14 protein-coding genes and 4 tRNA genes are annotated in these 18,926 nt (G+C 55.3%); 2 read left to right on the top strand and 16 right to left on the bottom strand.

What is annotated here, in order from left to right; translation table 11 throughout:
* Window positions 1–2: 2 nt before the first annotated feature.
* The 14 genes from AAA021_RS05850 to AAA021_RS05785 form a co-directional block, all read right to left on the bottom strand.
* Window positions 3–299, bottom strand: coding sequence for a hypothetical protein (locus AAA021_RS05850; protein ID WP_168170409.1), 297 nt, complete (start codon window positions 297–299; stop codon window positions 3–5).
* Window positions 286–2,319, bottom strand: coding sequence for an ABC-F family ATP-binding cassette domain-containing protein (locus tag AAA021_RS05845; RefSeq protein ID WP_349088388.1), 2,034 nt, complete (start codon window positions 2,317–2,319; stop codon window positions 286–288). The genes AAA021_RS05850 and AAA021_RS05845 overlap by 14 nt, the downstream gene beginning before the upstream one ends.
* 75 nt (window positions 2,320–2,394) lie before the next feature.
* Window positions 2,395–2,467: transfer RNA gene (locus tag AAA021_RS05840), tRNA-Ala, on the bottom strand.
* A gap of 167 nt (window positions 2,468–2,634) precedes the next feature.
* Window positions 2,635–2,710 (bottom strand) — tRNA-Ile (locus AAA021_RS05835).
* Between the two features lie 186 nt (window positions 2,711–2,896).
* A tRNA-Ala gene (locus tag AAA021_RS05830) sits at window positions 2,897–2,969 on the bottom strand.
* A gap of 460 nt (window positions 2,970–3,429) precedes the next feature.
* Complete coding sequence (locus AAA021_RS05825) at window positions 3,430–4,587, bottom strand: hypothetical protein (RefSeq protein WP_349088387.1); 1,158 nt, start codon at window positions 4,585–4,587, stop codon at window positions 3,430–3,432.
* A gap of 384 nt (window positions 4,588–4,971) precedes the next feature.
* Window positions 4,972–5,046, bottom strand: a tRNA-Val gene (locus AAA021_RS05820).
* A gap of 138 nt (window positions 5,047–5,184) precedes the next feature.
* Window positions 5,185–5,973 carry a DUF3825 domain-containing protein gene (locus tag AAA021_RS05815; protein ID WP_349088386.1) on the bottom strand — a complete coding sequence of 263 codons (789 nt, stop codon included), beginning with the start codon at window positions 5,971–5,973 and terminating at the stop codon, window positions 5,185–5,187.
* Window positions 5,974–6,018: 45 nt separating this feature from the next.
* Window positions 6,019–6,531 (bottom strand): Fic family protein, encoded by a 513-nt coding sequence (locus AAA021_RS05810; RefSeq protein WP_349088385.1) that lies wholly within the window; start codon window positions 6,529–6,531, stop codon window positions 6,019–6,021.
* 305 nt (window positions 6,532–6,836) lie between these two features.
* A complete protein-coding gene (locus AAA021_RS05805; protein ID WP_316370834.1) occupies window positions 6,837–7,145 on the bottom strand; it encodes a hypothetical protein in 309 nt (102 codons plus the stop codon).
* 2 nt (window positions 7,146–7,147) lie between these two features.
* Window positions 7,148–7,516 carry a hypothetical protein gene (locus AAA021_RS05800; protein ID WP_349088384.1) on the bottom strand — a complete coding sequence of 123 codons (369 nt, stop codon included), beginning with the start codon at window positions 7,514–7,516 and terminating at the stop codon, window positions 7,148–7,150.
* Window positions 7,517–7,585: 69 nt separating this feature from the next.
* Complete coding sequence (locus AAA021_RS05795) at window positions 7,586–8,296, bottom strand: helix-turn-helix transcriptional regulator (protein ID WP_349088382.1); 711 nt, start codon at window positions 8,294–8,296, stop codon at window positions 7,586–7,588.
* Complete coding sequence (locus tag AAA021_RS05790; RefSeq protein ID WP_349088381.1) at window positions 8,277–8,945, bottom strand: DUF3990 domain-containing protein; 669 nt, start codon at window positions 8,943–8,945, stop codon at window positions 8,277–8,279. The genes AAA021_RS05795 and AAA021_RS05790 overlap by 20 nt, the downstream gene beginning before the upstream one ends.
* A gap of 1,082 nt (window positions 8,946–10,027) precedes the next feature.
* On the bottom strand, window positions 10,028–10,327 hold the full coding sequence (locus AAA021_RS05785) for a nucleotidyltransferase domain-containing protein (protein ID WP_316370611.1): 300 nt from the start codon (window positions 10,325–10,327) through the stop codon (window positions 10,028–10,030).
* A gap of 608 nt (window positions 10,328–10,935) precedes the next feature.
* On the opposite strand from AAA021_RS05785, the gene AAA021_RS05780 reads away from it, so the two are divergent.
* The gene (locus AAA021_RS05780; RefSeq protein WP_349088380.1) at window positions 10,936–12,261 is read left to right on the top strand and encodes an RNA-binding domain-containing protein; all 1,326 of its coding nucleotides are present in this window, start codon (window positions 10,936–10,938) and stop codon (window positions 12,259–12,261) included.
* A 436-nt stretch (window positions 12,262–12,697) separates the two neighbouring features.
* Here AAA021_RS05780 and AAA021_RS05775 read toward each other — a convergent pair whose 3' ends face one another.
* Window positions 12,698–14,935 carry a hypothetical protein gene (locus tag AAA021_RS05775; protein ID WP_349088379.1) on the bottom strand — a complete coding sequence of 746 codons (2,238 nt, stop codon included), beginning with the start codon at window positions 14,933–14,935 and terminating at the stop codon, window positions 12,698–12,700.
* A 712-nt stretch (window positions 14,936–15,647) separates the two neighbouring features.
* Entirely contained in the window at window positions 15,648–17,348 is a 1,701-nt protein-coding gene (locus tag AAA021_RS05770; protein WP_117747021.1) for an AIPR family protein, read from the bottom strand.
* Window positions 17,349–18,206: 858 nt separating this feature from the next.
* Here AAA021_RS05770 and AAA021_RS05765 point away from each other — a divergent pair.
* The gene (locus AAA021_RS05765; protein WP_349088378.1) at window positions 18,207–18,611 is read left to right on the top strand and encodes a hypothetical protein; all 405 of its coding nucleotides are present in this window, start codon (window positions 18,207–18,209) and stop codon (window positions 18,609–18,611) included.
* The last annotated feature ends 315 nt before the right edge of the window (window positions 18,612–18,926 follow it).

Genomic DNA, 18,926 nt, shown 5'->3' with positions numbered 1-18,926 from the left:
CCCTAGCGGACGCGGCGCGAGGCGCGCGTGAGCAGGTAGTCAATTACAAACAGGATCACAGCGACGATGGCGTAATCCAGACGGAACACGCCACCAAAGGGCGAGGTGATGACGCCGTAGCCGGCGATGGCACTCGGCAGCGCGCGCGAAAGCTCAACGACAAAGCCGACGATCTGCAGCTTGGCGGTGAGGCCGCTAAAGCACAGCAGCACGGTCATCGCGCTCATAAAGATGCCGCAGATGCGACACGCGATGGCGATGATGCTCATCGCCACGGCAGCGGCCTTACGAGAGTTCACGCGCGGTCTCCTCTTCGATCTGGGTGGAAAGCTCCAGCCATTCGTCCTCGAGCTTGGGAAGCTCTTGCTTAAGGCCGTTATATTCCCCCAGCGCGGCGTTGAACTTATCCTGATCGGCATAAAGCTCTTCGCTGGCCATCAATTCCATAAGCTCGTCATAGCGGGCACGCTTTTTGTCAAGCTCCGTCTCGATTTTCTTGAGCTGGTTGCGCACGCCCTTGAGCTTTTTGTTGAGCGCAGCACGGGCCTGGGCCTCGGCACGCTTTTGCTCCTTGGTCTTTTTGCCCTCGGCAGGCTTGGGTGCGGCGGCGTGGGTGTCGGCTTGGGCGGAGCAGGTTTTGGCGGGCTTGGATACGGCGGGCGTGCTCTCTCCTGCCGCCTCGGCGGCGGCGCGGGCTGCGAGGTCCTCGCGCTTGTAGAGGTAGTAGTCGTAGTCGCCGTCGTAGACCGTGACCTTGCCGTCGCGGATGTCGATGATGCGGTTGGCCACGGCGCGCACCAGGTGCTCGTCGTGGCTGATCAGCACGATGGTTCCGGGGAAGTTTTGCAGGGCGTTCTCGAGCATGTCCACCGAGTCGATGTCCAGGTGGTTGGTGGGCTCGTCCAGGCACAGGAGCGCCTCGGGGGCCACGAGCATTTTGGCCAGGGCCAGACGCGCCTTTTCGCCTCCGGAGAGGACGCGAACCTGCTTCTCGATGGAGTCGTCGTCGCTAAATAGGAAGGCGCCCAGCAGGCTGCGCTGCTGCGGCACGGTCCACTTGGGCGTGACGGTGTCGATCTCTTGCAGGACGGTGTTGGACTCGGTCATGCCCTCGAGCGCGTGCTGGGCGTAGTAGGCCACGCCCACGTTGGTGCCCAGATCCCGCGTGCCGGTAGTTGGCGGCTCCAGACCGGCGAGGATCTTCATGAGGGTAGACTTGCCGGCGCCGTTGGGGCCGACGAGCGCCACATGCTCGCCGCGGTAGAGCTTGAGGTCGATGTCGCTGTAGATGTGCTTTTTGCCGTAGGACTTGGAGACGCCCTCCAGGCCCACGACCATGTCGCCGGAGCGCGGCGGATCGGGGAACTTAAAGTCGATGTGCTTGTGGCCCTCGGGCAGGATGACGAGCTCCTTTTTGATCTGCTCGATCTTTCGGATGCGCTCCTGCGCCTGGGCGGCCTTGGTGGGCTTGTAGCGGAACTTGTCGACGAAGACCTGCATGTGGGCGATGTCGCGCTCCTGAGCGGCACGCTTGGCGCGCATCTGCTCCAGGTTGTCCTCGCGCTGTTTAAGGTAGCTGCTGTAGTTGCCGGTGTAGGTGGTCACGCGGCGGTTCTCGAGCGCGGCCACGTGGTCGACGCAGGCGTCCATAAAGGCTCGGTCGTGGCTGACGATGAGGACGGCGCCGTCGTAGTTGGCGATAAAGCCGCGCAACCACTGGACGCTCTCGAGGTCCAGGTGGTTGGTGGGCTCGTCGAGCAGCAGCAGGTCGGGGTGGCGCAGGAAGAGCTTAGCAAGTGCGATGCGCATCTGCCAGCCGCCCGAGAACTCGGAGCACGAGCGCTCAAAGTCGGCGACCTTAAAGCCCAGGCCGGACAGGATCTTGCGAGCGTTGCTCTCGAGCTCGTAGCCGCCCAGGTGCTCAAAGCGGTCCTGGACCTGGCCGTACTCGTTGAGGAGTGCGTCGACGTCCTTGCCCTGCTCGGAGAGCTCGGTGATCTGAGCCTGCAGCTCGTTGGCGCGTTCGCCCATGCGGCGAATTTCCTTGGCGGCCGCCATGACCTCGGCGAGGATGGCGGTGTCCTTGTGCTCCAGGTTGGTTTCCTGCTCTAGGTAGCCCACCTGGCAGTCTTTGGCGTACTGGACCTGGCCGGCGTCGGGGCTGTCGATGCCCATGATGATTTTGAGCATGGTGGTTTTGCCGGCGCCGTTGGGGCCCACGAGCGCGAAGCGCTCGCCGGGGTTGATCTGGAAGGACGCGCCGCTAAAGAGGACGCGCGCGCCGAAGCTTTTTTCGATCTTGTCGACCAGGAGGATCATGGTGCCGCCTTTGACCTTGTGTTCCTATATGAAAAAAGGCCCCAACTTACGTTGGAGCCTCATTCAATGCTCGGGTGGAGACGAGGGGGATCGAACCCCTGACCTCTTGACTGCCAGTCAAGCGCTCTCCCAGCTGAGCTACGCCCCCGTGCGAAGAAGTACTATACGGGAACTACCCCGCCGATGCAAGGACAATTTTGGAAAAACTTTCCGGGGGCGGCGCCTGAATGTGGGCACACCAGCCGATAGCGGGCAAATATTGTTGTCTTTGATAAGCGAACAGGCCAGACATGTTGCCTGGCCTGTTGAAAAACCTGGTGGGCCCTCCGGGATTCGAACCCAGAACCCAGGGATTATGAGTCCCCTGCGCTAACCGTTGCGCCAAGAGCCCTTATAAGTGATGAAGTCGCACAGTCTCAGTAAAGACGATCTTGACAGTTCGACACGACGAAAAATACTACCATGCGATGGATGCTCATTCAACGGACGATCTTTCTCGTTACCGTCGAGCGAAGTAGCATTTGGCTGATATGAAAAAAGGCCCCAACTTGCGTTGGAGCCTCATTCAATGCTCGGGTGGAGACGAGGGGGATCGAACCCCTGACCTCTTGACTGCCAGTCAAGCGCTCTCCCAGCTGAGCTACGCCCCCGTGCGAAGAAATACTATACGGGAACTCGGACGGCGATGCAAGGACAATTTTGGAAAAACTTTCTGCGGCGCGGCGCGGGTGCGCCCGATCGGGCCCGAATCGCCCGAAAAGGCCCGCGGGGCGCGCCCCGCGGGCGGCGGCCACGCCGCCGCCCGAGTTGTTTGGGTCCTCCGGCCGCCTCGGGGGCCGCCCGCGCGGCGGCCGTGCGCCTTGACGGGCCCATTCGACCGCCCCCGGGGACCTCCCGCCACGAAACCGGCCCATCTACTACGTTTGGGCATCATCCCCCGACCACGCCGATATGGCCGAAATGAAAACCGCAGGTAGACGTCCTGCGGTTTTCGCGGAATACGGGGTATGGTCGAGGGGTCGGGGTAAAACGTAGTAGATGGGCAGGTTTCGTGGCGGGAGCATCGCAGGCAGCCGACCGAGGGCGCCCGGAAGTGTGCGGGGCACCTGCCTAACGACCGATTTCCAGCCAATTGCACAGCACGTTGGCTCGTAACTCCATTTCCGTCGTCTTTTGCGCCTTAGTTTTGCACCTATAGCGCAATTTCAAGCGCAAGCAAAGACTTCGGACGATCGCGTCAAGCTGCTCTGCATCGTTAAGCATGTCATGCGTAACCAGAAAGACGTCATACCCCATGCTTTGCAGGGCTGTCATGCGTTTGGCATCGTGGTCGAGCACGGCGCCTGATCCGTGAATGACCTCCCCCTGAATCTCCACAATGCCTGGCTTCATTATGGTTGGATTTACGATCACGATATCCCCGTAGCAAACTTTTTGCCCTGCAATGTTCTGCGCCGATGCGGTAAGCGGCGTAAGGTCGTTGACGTAAACGTTTCGAAAGCCGGCACCACCGCAAGAGCGAGGGAGCGATAGCAATAGAATTCCTGCAACTTCAAGCGGAGAGGCTGCTATACCCGTCACCATCTGCGCGGCGTTGTAAAACTTCATACCCCACTTTCGTCTTTTCATCTTACTGGCGTACTCGTGAAGCTCACGTAATTCGATGAGCGGCTTCCTCATCCAGAGCGAAGTGCCCTTTAGCTTTGTTACCTCTTTCGTTTTATTTTGTCCGTTGGGCCCCTTCGCATTTACCTGTTCTTTGACTTTTATGCGCGCATAAACGCGTTTCCATTGTGGTTCGTCTTGGCTTTCATCGAGGTCAAAGAGGGATTCGGTGGTTGCATTCTCAGCAGCGTCTTTGCCTTTGTCTAGTTCCGCTTCTGCTGCGGCGGTGGGCTCAAAGACCGAGAACCACCCGCAGAATTCGTACATGGCAAGGACAAGATCGGTTGGAGACACAAAGCGCGCCATGGTAAATAGCGTCGCAAGTGGATTGGTAATCCTAAAGTTCATCGCGGTTTCCAGTGTGCTGCCCACCCCCGAAGCATCATCACAGTGGATTGTTGTCCGTAATCCTGAATGGTAGTTAACGCCACCGGGCACTGTTGTGGTAATAATCGGGGTCTTAAGAACATCGGTTACGAAGGGTGATTGGGCCAGGACTCGCCAGCCGTCTTCGGAACTTGGCAGGCGCGGGTAGAGGTCGCGTACCTGGGGTGGGCAGCGCCAGTAGCGGAATGCGGTGTTTGCGCAGACGATCTCGTCCATGTTGGTCTCCCCTGGGGTTGGCCGCAGGCTGTGCGGAATGCGGGTGAGGCCGATTATCTATGGGGTCATCACGCGGGTAAGTACCGGAAGCTGACCAAACGCTGACCAAAAACTTGACGCGCTCGAATGAAAGGCAGCCGCGAGGCACATAACTCGCTGGCACAGGTCGTGGGCTAAAGGTTCATGTCTCCACATTTGCTAACAGATCGCATGGCAAATTCAATGAAAGAACGCATGGGCTTTATGCAAAACCGGTGATGACGTCAGCACGGGAGAGACGTGCTACAAACAACGCTTTTGAGAACTTCGATTGGATTTTGGTGTCACACTTGGTGTCAAAAAGAAAAAGGCCAGAGGCTTAATACCCCTGACCTGTGCTTTTGATGGTGGGCGATACAAGATTCGAACTTGTGACCCCATCCGTGTGAAGGATATGCTCTACCCCTGAGCCAATCGCCCGTCGCCTTTCGGCAAAAGAGATACTATCATAGCCGCGCGTGGTTTACCAAGAACTTTTTGCCGCCGATTTTAAATTCGTGGGCGCAAACCGCGCCACCGCAATATGGATAGCCGACAAACCAGCAGCTAAACAGTCCTTTATCGTTTAATCCACGAGGTCTCGGGACGGCAGATAAGACGCGCGTTGTTGTAGGCCATGTCGAGCGTGAGGCAGGTGCGCGCGGCGTAGAAGCCGTCCTCGCGCTGGATGGTCAGCGCCAGCTCGGGCTTGTCGCCGGTCAGGCACAGCGGCAGGAGCAGCTGGATCCGACCGCCGTAGAACTGCGGCACCGCGAGCGTGTAGTTGGCGGCGGCGCGGCGGGCGGCCTCGACGACGGCGCCCTCAAAGGCGCGGCGCAGCAGCAGCGAGTTGCCCTCCCCCATCAGGCTGGCGGGAATTCGAGTCAGGTTCTCCTCGTCGCCCAGAATGTGGTCGATGTTGGAACGGATGGGCAGGCGGTAGTCAAAGACCAGCTCGGAGGGGTCCTCGGCAAAGCGCACGCGGCACGGTAAGTACTCAAATGAGACCAGCATGGGGTCGCTTTCCTTAAAGAAACCCTTCAAAAACCAGCGTTGGCGCGCATCGGACTTGGTGTTGGGCTCAAACAGGCCGTAGATGGTCTCGTAGCGGCGTGTGTACAGGCCGGTGTTGAACAGGCAGCGGTCGTCGTCGAACACCAGTGGCAGGTTGGACGGAGCGGTCTGGTCCACGTCGCGCTCGGTCAAAAACACCGCGCGGCTAAACGAGAACGACAGGTAGTTTTTGAGGATGCGGTTGCTGGGACCCCAGTCCTCGGGATCGGCGAGGTCGGCCAGACGGTCGTAGCAGGGCTCGGGGCAAAACGCAAAGTCGTAGACATTGCTGCACAGGGTGCTGGGGATTTCCATGTGGCGTCCAATCCATTCAATAACCGGCGTGCGGATGCTTAGATTCTATACGCGCGACGGGTCGATCGTGTCCGCAAGGCAACCGCGGCGAAGCTCTTCGGCGAGTTCGCTGGTCGCGTGGCTTCCGGAAACGAGGTCCTGGATCCAGGCGTAGTACTGGTTGTCTTTGGGCTCGGGGGCGTCGGACAGCACGACCGGAGCGCCGGCGAGCCTTAAGACGGACAACGCAAAGACAAGGCTGGTGCGCTTGTTGCCGTCCTCGAAGATGTGGTCCTTGACCATGTGCTCGGCCACGTAGGTGGCCTGGTCAAAGATGTCCGCGAATCGATCGGCCGGCGATTGGCCGAATATCGTACAGAATGCACCCGCAAGCACAGACTCGACGCGTCCAAGCTCATGCGCGGCCCGGTCGCCCGTGGCGTCGGTCGTATAGCAGCGCCCGACCGTCATCAGCGTGCTGTGAAGGCGCATCACGGCCGCGGCCATGACTTCGAGCGATTCGGCATCGTCGAGCACGAGCGGCGCGACGGGAATCCCTTGCCCTCCAACAGCCGCCATCATGAGTTCTCCAAGAGCCTGAGCGCGTTGGGCATGTCCGCAATGGTCAGCCGAACGGCCTCGTCGATCAAAGTGGTGCTGTCCGGATCATCGGGTAACGTGCGGGGTGCTTTCGGCGCGATAGGGTCGGTTGCATGTACTGTACAGTCGTCAAAAGTCATGCTTTCAGGATAGTTGTAGCAATAACTATCAGGCCGTGTCGTTGAATCTAACGTTTTCATCGCGCCGTCCTTCTGCTGGCTGAATCCGAGCGTTTAACCCGAGCATTTCGACCATGCAACGTAAATAGATTTTTCTTGAGGCAATCAGTCATCGCTGTCCAAGCGTTTAGATGCCAGGTCGAAAACCTTGCCCTTGTCCCTTGCACCTATTGCGATGATTTGAACTACTTCGACGCGCCCATCGCGGATGCGATAAATTACGCGAATGCCATCTGTGCGAAACTTAAGTTCCCGACAACCTGCAAGAAGGCCCGAAAGTGGCTTGCCAATTTCATCGGCCCGAAGTGCAAGACGCGCAATACCTTTGTCCACCATAGCGCGAACTGAACCATCGAGTGACAGATACTCTTTCTCGGCGGTCTTGTCGTAAAACTCGACCTTAAACCTAGCCACGTTCACTCGAACAGCTCCTCATCGGAAATGGGATCGGTCGCCTCGGCTTCTAGCATGGCCTCGAACCTCTCACGTCCCACGGTATCGGAGAACGGGATGCCCTTGCGATTCGAACCAGCGTCGCCCCGTGCGAGCCTTGCAGCTGCTATGGCGTGTAGGCGCTCCTCTCGGAGCTGTTCGAGTTCAACCGCCATCGCCTCGAATTCCTCGAAGCCGACGATAACAGTATCGATGCCATCGTTCCTGTCTGAGACAAATTGCGGCTCCCTTCGAGCGCGACGCCTCGCTTCGCCAAAATTTTTGCTTGCCTGCGTCGAGGTCAGTACCTGTTCGCGTCCGAAAACGAGTTTCTTGTCTATCACGGCAACCATAGCAACCTCCCTTAAAATCTGTCTCTAATACGTATTATAGTTCCCTTTAAATACGTACGTAAAGGAAAGTTAAACAGCAATACTCTCATTCTTGATATTCTCGGATGAACAGGGTTTCGAGTTGTACTCTAGATCAACTGGTTGCCAGACGAGGTCCTCGATAGCGCAGTTTAGGGTGTTTGCGAGCGCCAGTGTCGAGGAGACCGATGCACGGCGCAGGTCGAGTTGGTTCTGCTCGTAGAGCTGTATAGCGCGAAGTTTAACTCCCGATTGGGTGGCGAGCTGTTTTTGCGTTAGTCCGGCCGCCTTACGTGCTGCCTTGAGGCCCTTTTTGTCTGCTTGAGCCTTGTTCCATTTTTCGATGATAATTCCAGCAAATTTGTCTTCGAGGGCTTCGTGGAGCGGATGGTATGATCCAATGACCCAATCGAACGGAGCAACTTCGAATAGGTCGCTAAAGCCCAGGCAGCTTGCCCATTGCGTATAGGCCAAAACCCAGCCCGCCCAGTATTGCGGGGAACGGTCGAATGGATAGATCTCCCTGCATTCGGCGGGCTTTAGCCCCGCACGGGCGATAATTTCGCGCGCAAGTTCGTCGCCCGACATGCCGCAGATAACACGTGGCATTCCGCGCTCAAACTGTTTTATCTCAAGAGCGTTCGATAGGATCGCCGTCAGCTCGGCTGGATTCAAGCCTTGGTCACAGAGGGCAAAATCGACTGCCTCGCCCAGCGTTCTCATGGCGTCCTCGAGATACATCTCACTGTATGCGCAGGTCATCTACTGTCATCCCCTCTCGAACGATGTCGAAGATGCGGATTCCCTCAAACGGATTCTCGGAAAGTAGCTCCCGATACTGCCCCCTTGCCGCTTCATCTCGCTCCTTGGCCAATGGGCCGTACTGAGCTTGAGGCGCACGTTCAAATCCAGCAAAACGAACGCTCTTAAAAGCGCGCTCGCTTTTGAGCACAATCTGCTCCCCCAGGTTGCCAAGCTTCATGGCACGACCCAGCTGCTCGACGGTGATCGTATTGTTTACAAACGCCCTGGCATAACTAAAGTATGAGTCATCCGCACGCCATCCTCTAATCACATCGCAAGCGTCGGTGTCGGGCAGAAAATAATCGTGGAGATATTCGCATGCCCCCACGGCGATGGCGGTGTCCTTGCGAAAAGAACGATGCTCAACGAGCAACGCTATCCAATGCAGAACTGAATAATGCGGCGATAGTAAGTCGAGCAACTTGAGGTCTGCCATATCGAGTTCGTATCGATTTGTAAAGCCATCAGCATCTCCCGAGCATGCCCATTCCTTTGCAAGGTCAAGGCTTTCCGTGCAATAGAACCCCTGCCCATAATCGTTATGGACTTTTCCCAGGCCAAACTGGGGAACCTCAACAATCTTCTGGGAACCATGCCACAGCTCCATGTGAGCCTCCTAACGGGTATCGCTCTAACGATAGTCTAACATACTATCGTTAGAGCGATACTTGTACTGAAAGATCGAGAGGGCGAATGTAACCGATTCCAAGTTCATACCGGCTTCTAAGAATGTCGAATCCGAAAGTATGCGGCAAATTCCAGACTTGTCGACCACGCCGGGATACGTCAAAGCCTCCACCTGCGGTTTTGTTGGGAAAATCGGGTTGTGCTCGGGGTTTGCTTAATTTTCCCCGTACTTCCGAAATATAGGCATTTTGTCAGCGATTTGAGGTGCCTTCGAGCGCCATGTTGATGCTTCCGAGCCAAGAGCAATTGGTTAACGGACGAGTTAAGGCACACTATAGCTGCTATATCTTTAGTAATTAAAGCGGCGCATCCAAAGACACCCTCTTTCGAATCTTAACTAGACAGGGGCCGTGATCGCAAGGCGACGCAACTTAACGGAATGAACGGTTTCCGAGGGTCATAACGCATTTTTTGGGTATCGACGTTACCGGCCGCAACGGTTGCGGACGCTCGAATCGACATTCTTCGTACCGGAATTTGTACCAAGGCGAATTTCGCGGCTTCCGGAGACGCAACGCCACGAAACCGGCCCATCTACTACGTTTAACCCCGACCAGCCGACCATATCCCGGATTTCGCAAAAACCGCAGGCCGTCTACCTGCGGTTTTATTATTAACGAAAACGGAATGGTCGGGGGATGCCGGCCAAACGTAGTAGATGGGCGGCTATCGTGGCGGGCGTTCCGTAGAGCGGTCGGAATGGCACCGGAAAGGCGGGCCGTGGCCGCGCGCCACGCGCGCCTCGCCCTTCACAAGTTTATGAGTTTTAGTATCCAAAGCCGAGGGAACATGTTAAATGCAGTCAGTAAACCCGCCCGGCCTCTGGATGTATCAGCTCTGGCGCTGCCTGAAAATACGCAACGCTTCCTCTGGCTCGGGAATATCATCGACGATAACTTTCCAGGCGAGGGATCGAACTACTTCTCGATATCCATGTGCTACGAAGTTTCGAAAGCCCCTAATATCGTTCCATGGATACTCCGGAAAAGCTCCTCGTCCCGTTTACGCCGCCTTAAAGAGACGCACCTCATCCTTTTCAATGCTCTTGCGGAATGCAGGACGCATATGCTCGGGAGGGTTGGTGACAATCTCAACATCTCGCCCGAGCTCTTTTTCGAGCTCAAGGGAGAGTTCGTATAGTGTGCCGAACGTCATTGTTTCACCGCAGACTAGACGCAAATCGATATCGCTATCTGGCGTTTGCTCGCCACGGGCGAAGGAGCCAAATAGATATGCCTCGCGGACGTCGTAACGAGACAGCACACGAGAAACAGCAGCGGATATGTCGACAAGCGTAATCATGTCTCAATTTTACTTACCGATTGAATGGAAGGCAATTGCCATGCGCCCGTTCCACAGGCCCTAGAGAGGGGCTGTATCCGGTAGTATGCGGCAAAATCAGAGCATGCCATGCACGAGAGAAGTCGGCAAAGCCTCTACTTGCGATTTCTTTGCTTGAAAAGGGCGGTGTGCTCGGGGGTTTGGGAATTTGCCGCGGACTTCCGTTTTGCGATTCCGGAAGTGCGGGGAAAACCGAGATCTGGCGACCAGACCCTGGTTTTACGCTTCAGCGACCTGCAGTTTTGTTCGCAAAAATCGGGTTGTGGTCGGGGGTTGCTTATTTTTCCCCGCACTTTCGAAATATGGGCATTCTGGCAGCGATCCAGGTGCCTTATAACGCCATGCAACAGGGCGCAACGCTCAAAATCTACTTTGCAAGAAGCAGGTTCTCCTTGAGCTCGTCTCGTTCGACTAGAGAACTGGACGCGCTTTCGTCCGGCATGGCGAACGTCCTTGGCACAATCCCAACGAGCGACACGGTAAAGTCGTCATTTCTAACCATTTTGCTAACCATCATGGTTAGCAAAATGGTTAGAATATGGGTAGAATAGAATCGGAAGGCGGACAGCATGAAATTCCAGGAAACAGAGACAGTCGAGCTGAAGGCCGTTGCGCAGGACGGCATCAAGAAGGAGATCGTCGCCTTTGCGAATTGCGGCGGCGGCACGGTCTACGTTGGCGTCGCCGACGACGGCGCCGTGCCGGGCGTCGAGGACGCGGATGCGTGCGCCCTGCAGGTCTCCAACATGGTGCGAGACGCCGTGAAGCCGGACGTCACCATGTTCGTCAGCTATAAAACGCTCGACTGCGACGGGAAGGCGGTCGTGGCCGTCAAGGTCCAGCGCGGCACGAACCGCCCCTACTACCTAGCGAAGAAGGGCCTGCGCCCCGAGGGTGTCTACGTGCGGCAGGGTTACTCCTCCGTCCCGGCGACCGATGCTGCCATCCGGCAGATGATCAAGGAGACCGACGGCGACAGCTTCGAGGACATGCGCTCCCTCGACCAAGCGCTCACCTTCGAGTCGACGAAAGGGGAATTCGAGACACGAAAGATCCCCTTCGGCGCGCCGCAGATGCAGACCCTGAAGATAGCCTCATCGGACGGTCTCTACACAAACCTCGGCCTGCTCCTGTCCGACCAGTGCCCGCATACCGTAAAAGCGGCCGTTTTCGAGGGGACGGACCAGAGTGTGTTCAAGGATCGCCGGGAGTTCTCCGGGTCCCTCATGCAGCAGCTCGACGAGGTCTACGACTACATCGACTTCCACAATCAGACCCATGCCACTTTCCAAAAGCTGCTGCGCGTCGACACCCGGGACTACCCGGAGGTCGCCGTGCGCGAGGCCTTGCTGAACTCGCTCGTGCACAGGGACTACTCCTTCCACGCCAGCACGCTGATCAGCGTCTACGACGACAGGATCGAGTTCGTGTCAGTCGGCGGCCTTCTGCCCGGCTTGGAGCTGGAGGATTTGATGATGGGCGTCTCTGCCTGCCGGAACCCGCATCTCGCCAACGTCTTCTACCGCCTGCAGCTCATCGAGGCATACGGCACGGGGATGAGGAAGATCATGGGGGCCTACGCGGGTGCGGCCTCTCAGCCGCAAATCATGGCCACGAACAACGCATTTAAAATCGTCCTGCCCAACATGAACTTCGCAGCAACGGCAGCGGAAACGCCTGCGGCAAACAGCAAGGAGGCACCCGCTGCTTCCCATTCCCGAGAGGACGAGATCCTGCAGTTCTTGGCAGAGCACCCCTCAATCACCCGAAGGGAAGCGCAGACGTTGCTCGGGATCGGCCAGTCCACGGCCGGCCGCATATTGAAAGAGATGGTGGATAAGGGGCAAATCGCAAGGCACGGCGGAGGTCGCACCTTGCGATACGAATTGGCGTAACGATGTGTCTCTGAGGTAATTGCCCACTACGCCTTCCGTCCAGGCAGGCATAGCAAAAGGGAGCCGCGACCACTCCCCTCGATTCGATTCATTTCTAACCATTCTAACCACCATGGTTAGAATGTGCCGATTTCCCAGAAGGGCTTGTCTCAGCACTGCGAAGTTGTGGAGCGTGACGCGGCTGGGGTAGCTGAGCTCTGCTATGGTGTCAGCCGTGCTGACACCCAACCCGGCGAACGTTTCGATGGTCTTCGCCCTTTACCCTGCGCTGTACATCCGAATGATCCTACCGGTTCTCTTTTGGCCCAGGATTTCCACCGCAGTCCCAGGGGGCTAGAAGGATAAATCAGGCAGGGCCATTGCAGCGCTACGTGTTGAGAACTTGGCCAGCAACGAGAAGTTTGTGAAACGTTTTGTGAAGCGTGGCAGGACGAAGCTACCTCTCGGCAAAGGTACCCCAACCGCCGGCAGGAACGTCGACACAGCTTTCGAGGTAACTCTTCATGATGTCTTCCAATGTGGGCACGCGTCCTTCGGCCAATATGCCCAAGGCATCCAGCACATCGAATACGGCGGCTGCGTCATCGACCCCGAGGAGGTCTTCGTTGCACAGGTCCAACCTCGCACCAAGCACAGTATACCCGTGCTGCACAGCGACCCTCGCAAGGGCATCGTCATCGGCAACCAGCGGGTGCCTTTGGATCTCGACAACCAGCCCATACTCTTCGCCGGGCTTTCTGGAATCAAGATCGAACGCGAGCCCGATCTCTTGGACGACGAGCCACGTTTCGGCATATAGCTTCCCTGCCTCGTCCAAGAATAGCCTCGTCATGGCGGGCACGACATCCCCATACCCAAGAAACTTCCCGCAAAGAAGCGTTTTCGACAGGGAAGAAACCTTCGGATAGCGAGACAGCCACGCCCTGCCCTCTCGAGTTTTAAGCAAGGGGCAAACCTCTTCGGGATTTCCAAGCATTTCCGTAAGCATGTAGAACCTGGCACAGAAGGCGGCGGCGGTAATGTTAATCCGAATGCCGGGCGCGTAATGGCTCATCGGAGTCTCGAAGCCGGCGGCCCTTTCATACGCGCCTCTGCACTCGGCACGCATACCAAGCAAGGCGTAGCACAGGCTCATCTCGAGATAGGGATATCCGAGGGACGGTTGCTTGTTGAGCGTAGCGAGGCGCTCTTCGGCAATCGAGAGCTGCATTTTTGCCACCTCGGGTTTGTCGTACAGTGTCAGCCGGGCAAGCTGCCATCGACACTCGAGCGCCGCCATAACCTGCAAGCTTCCCTCAAGGAGGCCTATAGCCTCATCAGTGTACGACACGGCGCGCTCAACGTTCTCTCCCACCATTAAGGCTAGGGCAGCGCGTTCTCGCAGCACTTGGGAGCGCCGCAGAATCGCCTCGGGAGGAAGGCCATCCTCCATCACATCCAAATCATGCTCCGCGTCCCCATCCTTGAAATACCGCATTACGCTCTCAGCCAAAGTATTTAGGGAGCGGTCATCCACCGCCAAGCCCGAAAGCATCGCCCTCAGGTTCATATGGGCATAGTAACGTGCATCGGGGTCGCTCACGCACAAAAACCGATCGCATCCTTCGAAGAAATTGAGCACGGGGGCGGGGTCGAGCCCGTCGGCCCACGCGATTCTTCCCAAGCTCGCCATAGCGACGACGCGCTGTTGCTCGGAAAGGGAGGCATTGCTGAGGGTGCTTTCGACCTCGGCCAAATACAACTTGTTCCTGTCCTCGATGCTTGCCCCTATCTGCCTCATGAAAAGAAGCCGCAGATTGAAGAGCTGCCCAAAATCGTTGGGGCCAATCGGCGCAAGCGCCTTTTCGCATTCCTCAATCAACCCCCACCCTTCTTCAATGCCGCCATCAGGCAAGCCGATTTTCGTTTTATTCAATGTTGCATTCTCAAACAGTAGCAAGAGGAACGACTTATTCCGAACGCCCAGACGCTTGGCTTCACGATACGTCTTCTTGAACTCGTCGTCGGCGACTTTGAACTGACCGTTCACGATATAGCCAACCGCGCGGTTGTGCCAAAGCTGGACTTTGATGAAAGGGTCTGTCTTGTCGGATATCTCGGCCAAGGCGCTTTCGAGTTCCGCTTGCGACCCAGCACGATCGCAAGCGGAGTCCGCGATAATATGGAGGGCGAAATGCCTGAAAGCCGGTTCTAAGTTTTCGTCCTCAAGCATCCTTTTTGCAACGCCGTTGTTTCCCAAGTAGATGTTGCAGAAAATCCTGTCCTTGTCGAGGCAGGCGAGCTGCCTTCTGGACAGTCGATCACGGTCAACCGAGTTCATCAGCCTGAAGGCAGCTACGTAGTCGCAATCGGGAAGAGAGGGATCAGCCTTGCCCACTATGTCATCTAGCCGCTGCGCACACCAAAAATAGTTGGCGGGAAGAGCGAGCAGACACACCGCGAGAAAGACCGATGCCACACCCGTCAACCATAAAAGGCTAAGCCTAACCGATGCAAACAATGCGACGAACGCCAGTGCCACAACAAAGATATCAGCCTTGTAAAACCGCGCCAAAGCCTGCTTACACAACCACAGCAACGCCGGCGCGACGACAATCGAAACCGCCAGGATAGAAAGGGCCGGGTCAGGCCCCGTGATGATATCAATCGCAGCAAGGATATCTTGGAACCCCATAATCCTCCGCTAGACTCGAGTCCAATACTCGTTTGCTATTGTAGCTTGCATTCTATAGTGATCTTCCTTCATGTAGTTTCAAATAGAACACATGTTTTGGAAATTGTTTTTGCAATGACTGGGATATCCGCAACCCGCCGCCAGCATAAAACGCGCATTGTGAGAATTACCTGATCAGCCAGTTTGCAAATACTACCAGCGGACTGCATATGCCAGCTCGATTGCGAGCTACGAGGGCTTCGCGGCGTGCGCATGTTCACCGGCGACAAGGCCGTCGGCATGGTCGGCTCGCTCGCCGAGATGTTCCCTGGGGCCAAGTGCCGGCGCTGTGCAGCGCACTTCATCCGCATACAGTGGTCTACTGCCCCTGCGCCCTGTACATAGCCTCGGTTGTCTCGTGGGCGCCGGCCACCGTCAGGGTGGCGCCGTGCTCATGGCACGCCGTCCAGACGGGCTCGCCCCCGAAAAGCCGTACGAAGGCGAAAAGTAAGGCGAGAAAATGGCCTTCCTGTTGCACCTGATTGGAATGGGTATGGGGCTGTGCACGCTCGTCGCCTACGCCTGCATCAAGGTAGGGGCTGAAAGCGAAGCGGTTGACGACGCGAGCTGATTAGTGATCGTCAAACTGTTCGGAACCGAACGAAAATAGAGAGGCCCTTTGCAAAAAGGACCTCTCTGCTGATGGCATTCTAGAGAACAGCCCTGGATTGCCCTAAGGCAACAGTAGTGAAATCTTTTCCTTGACCTTACTTGCCATGGCGTAAGACTTAGCAGCTTTGGATGTTCCGCCAAGGGCCAGATAAACATCCATCACCATGTCCGCAACAGTTTGAATAATTTCATCTGAAAGCTTGTCAAGGTCGAGATTCTCTATGTCACCAAATGTCAGGCTATCTTTATTGGACAACATGGAAGCAACGCCCATTATCACGTAAAATCTTATGTCGCTTATTTGGGAACCCTCTAAGTCTCTCTTAATTTGTGGAAACTTCAGGCAAACCTGTTTTCCGAGACTAGCGGCTCTGTAGTAAGCCTCAAGGTTGCCATCCTGCCCAAATATTTTCTTATATTGAACTTCGTCAGACAAAAGTGTCGACGGCCTTGCCCTTGCCTGATCCGGCCTGCCGAGAAGTATCGACATCATGCATTGCGCAAGAAAGGAGAGGGTTACGATCTCTTCTCTCTTCCTCCCCTGGTTTTTGTAATAGTTCTTCCGCCTTTCGTAATACAGTCCATTTCTTTTCATGTAGAGTTCTATCTGGATATGGATTTGGTCAGTAGCGCGAAGCGATGTCTTTTTCACCTGAGTTTGGTTGTTCGTCGCCAGTATCACTCTGTTTCTGGTCTCATCGCTTCCCGGCACAAGGATTTTTACCATCACATTTCTGGAATCTTCGGCGTCTTCTGTGCGAGACTCCATAAATTTATATATTTCATACGACGTTTGAAGTCCATTAACGATGCGAGGCTCTTCCATTTTCACTTCTGCTCCTGCTATTTGGTAGGCTTCAGAAGCCAGTATCGTTACCCCGTTGTTGAGCCACCAGAAATCGTCTTCGCTAGGATGCTCCAACGTTTCCCTGATTCCTTTGTTGACTGAAACATTTCCCTCGTAATCTCTGACGTTCGCCTCAAAAAGATAGCTACGGAGCTGTCCTTGGTCGTCAGTGAGGAAGCGGTAGTAATCCGACAAAGACACCAGGCCAAAGACATCCGTTCTCTGAGGAACTGATGCATAGGACCCCGAAAAGCGCATAACAAGCCCACTCTCTGCGGGAGGCGACCAGATGCGCATCAATTCGTCTGCTCCAACTAAAACACACGAAGAACTAAATCGGCTTACGCCGACGATTTCGTCAATGGCAGCGGGAAGCTGCTCTTTCTGAATCTTAACGCCGTCCGATGGTGAATCCGCATTCGCGATGTACACGAACTTCATTCGGATTTCGTTTCCGGCCATCGCCGCCGCTTGAATCGCTTCTCTTATTCTTCCAAAAGTATCGATAACGCGATCAGAATATTTATCGTCGAAATCATTTAAGTTTTTATCGAATGTCAGAAGGTCATTGCAGGTGTCCTTCCACTTCAAGAACGCGTCTTCTTTGAATGATTTTGAAACCTTAGTCTGAAGAATAACAATTTCAACCCTTGATCCACGATTGATGTAGTTTTGAATCTGGACATCCTCACTCAAGAAATAATTGTTGGCGAAGATGTAAATAGCATCGCAGCCCCCGTCTCGCGACCCTCCAATGAGCCCTTCCGCTATCTCATCGTCGTCAAGGTCGTATGGAGCCATGTATCGAGAAGAAGCCAACAGTTCAAAGTAGTCCCCTTTAGAACTATATTCAGTCTGCTTAGAGAATTCGTCCGAAATGAATCCGTCTATCAGAATCTGGCTGTTGGTTGGCATTCTTCCTCCTAAAGATGAATAAACTAATGAAATGATACGACTTTTATGAATTTAGTGTAAGCACCAAAACAACCGCGTCTTAACAGCCTGATAAGCTTTGGGCAAAATCGTCGCAACACTTTATTCAGCATGGGCTGCGGTGACGCAGGCAAACATAGAACGCAGGAACATGTGGGCAGATCGTGAGTAACCGTCTTTCTCCGTACCGCCCGCTACAGGCGGTACGGAGAAAGACGGTTACTCGATAGGTATCTATCGGAATGCGACGCTGCTATATCACTGCATAAACTGGTCGACTTTGGGAACGGTTACGCTTTCAATAGCGGCACTTATTCAGATGACGGCAACTATAAAGTTCAGACAATCAAGAACGTGCGGGACGGCAACGTTGACTGTTCTGACGCCAATCGTATCGTGAACATTCCTGGCCGCATAAAATCGTATTGCAGACTCATGCTAGGAGATATCGTGCTTTCGCTCATGGGCAGTGTTGGTAGGGTCGGAATTGTTGCGGAACCTGACTGTTTACTTAATCATCGAGTTGCCGTGCTCGTTTCTGTCAGGAAAGACACGCTGACAGGATTTTTTTCTGGTTCTGGCAAACTGCCTTTAAGGAACATATGATTGGCATTGCACAGGGAACTGCCCAGTCTAACCTGAGCGCCTTGAAAAACTACAGTTGGAGATACCCCATAATTCCGGTGCCATTTCGGCACTTTGCGAGAACTTGATGCCTCTGTTCGATACCATTCTCGACAACAGGATTGAAATGCAAGCACTTTCCTCGCTTAGAGACGCTCTCCTGTCGATGCTAATGAGCGGGGAAAATCGCGATTGACGAGGTTGTACAATTTGAACATGGACAATAAGGGAACAACGACAAGTTACGAAGGCGTGCTGCCCTCCCATATGCCATTCGATATCTGGGAGGTATACGCCCGTCTCGTGCTTCAATTCCTTGATGAAGCAACGTATAGAAACCTGTCGCATAGGGACAAACCCGACCTTTGGGATGAACTCCATGACCTGGGAGTCGAGGTAACCCAAGCAATATCTCAAGAAACCCAGGAGGCGGACGCTTTGTATGCGAAGCTCCGCGAAACGGATGACGCAAAGCTTAAGGAACGGCTGACGGAACGAATCGAGCAGGTTGGTGCTGAGGTGTTTGATTGGGGCCTCTTCGGTCCCAGCGGCAAAGATTCTTTTGGCCTGGTTATAGAAGCTTACAAGGAAAAACTTGGTAAGCTAAACGGCGGCGGGTGAATCACATACCACACGAGCACCACCCCCTTGCTGTCTTATGTGTGGCTCACGGGGTTTGGGTATGGCTTCGCCAGGGCGCTTGTGCGCGAAGGCGCTCCATATTCAAACCCTGAGCCCAGTTAGACAAGCACGTGGCTCTGCCCCACCGTGAACGGTATGTATGAGTGCAGTTGCTAGAGACGCGGACGTGTATCGCAAAATGACCGCGACTCCAGCTGGCTGCGTGCGAACCAGTCAAGCGGGAACAAAACTGGACCGCACGCAAACAGCTGTAGGACTACTGCGAATTGTCATGAAATATCAGATCGAAAATAG

The organism is Collinsella sp. CLA-JM-H32 (assembly GCF_040098165.1).
Lineage (GTDB): Bacteria > Actinomycetota > Coriobacteriia > Coriobacteriales > Coriobacteriaceae > Collinsella.
The sequence above is the reverse complement of the archived record's forward strand: the minus strand, read 5'-3'. Positions and strand labels throughout refer to the sequence as shown.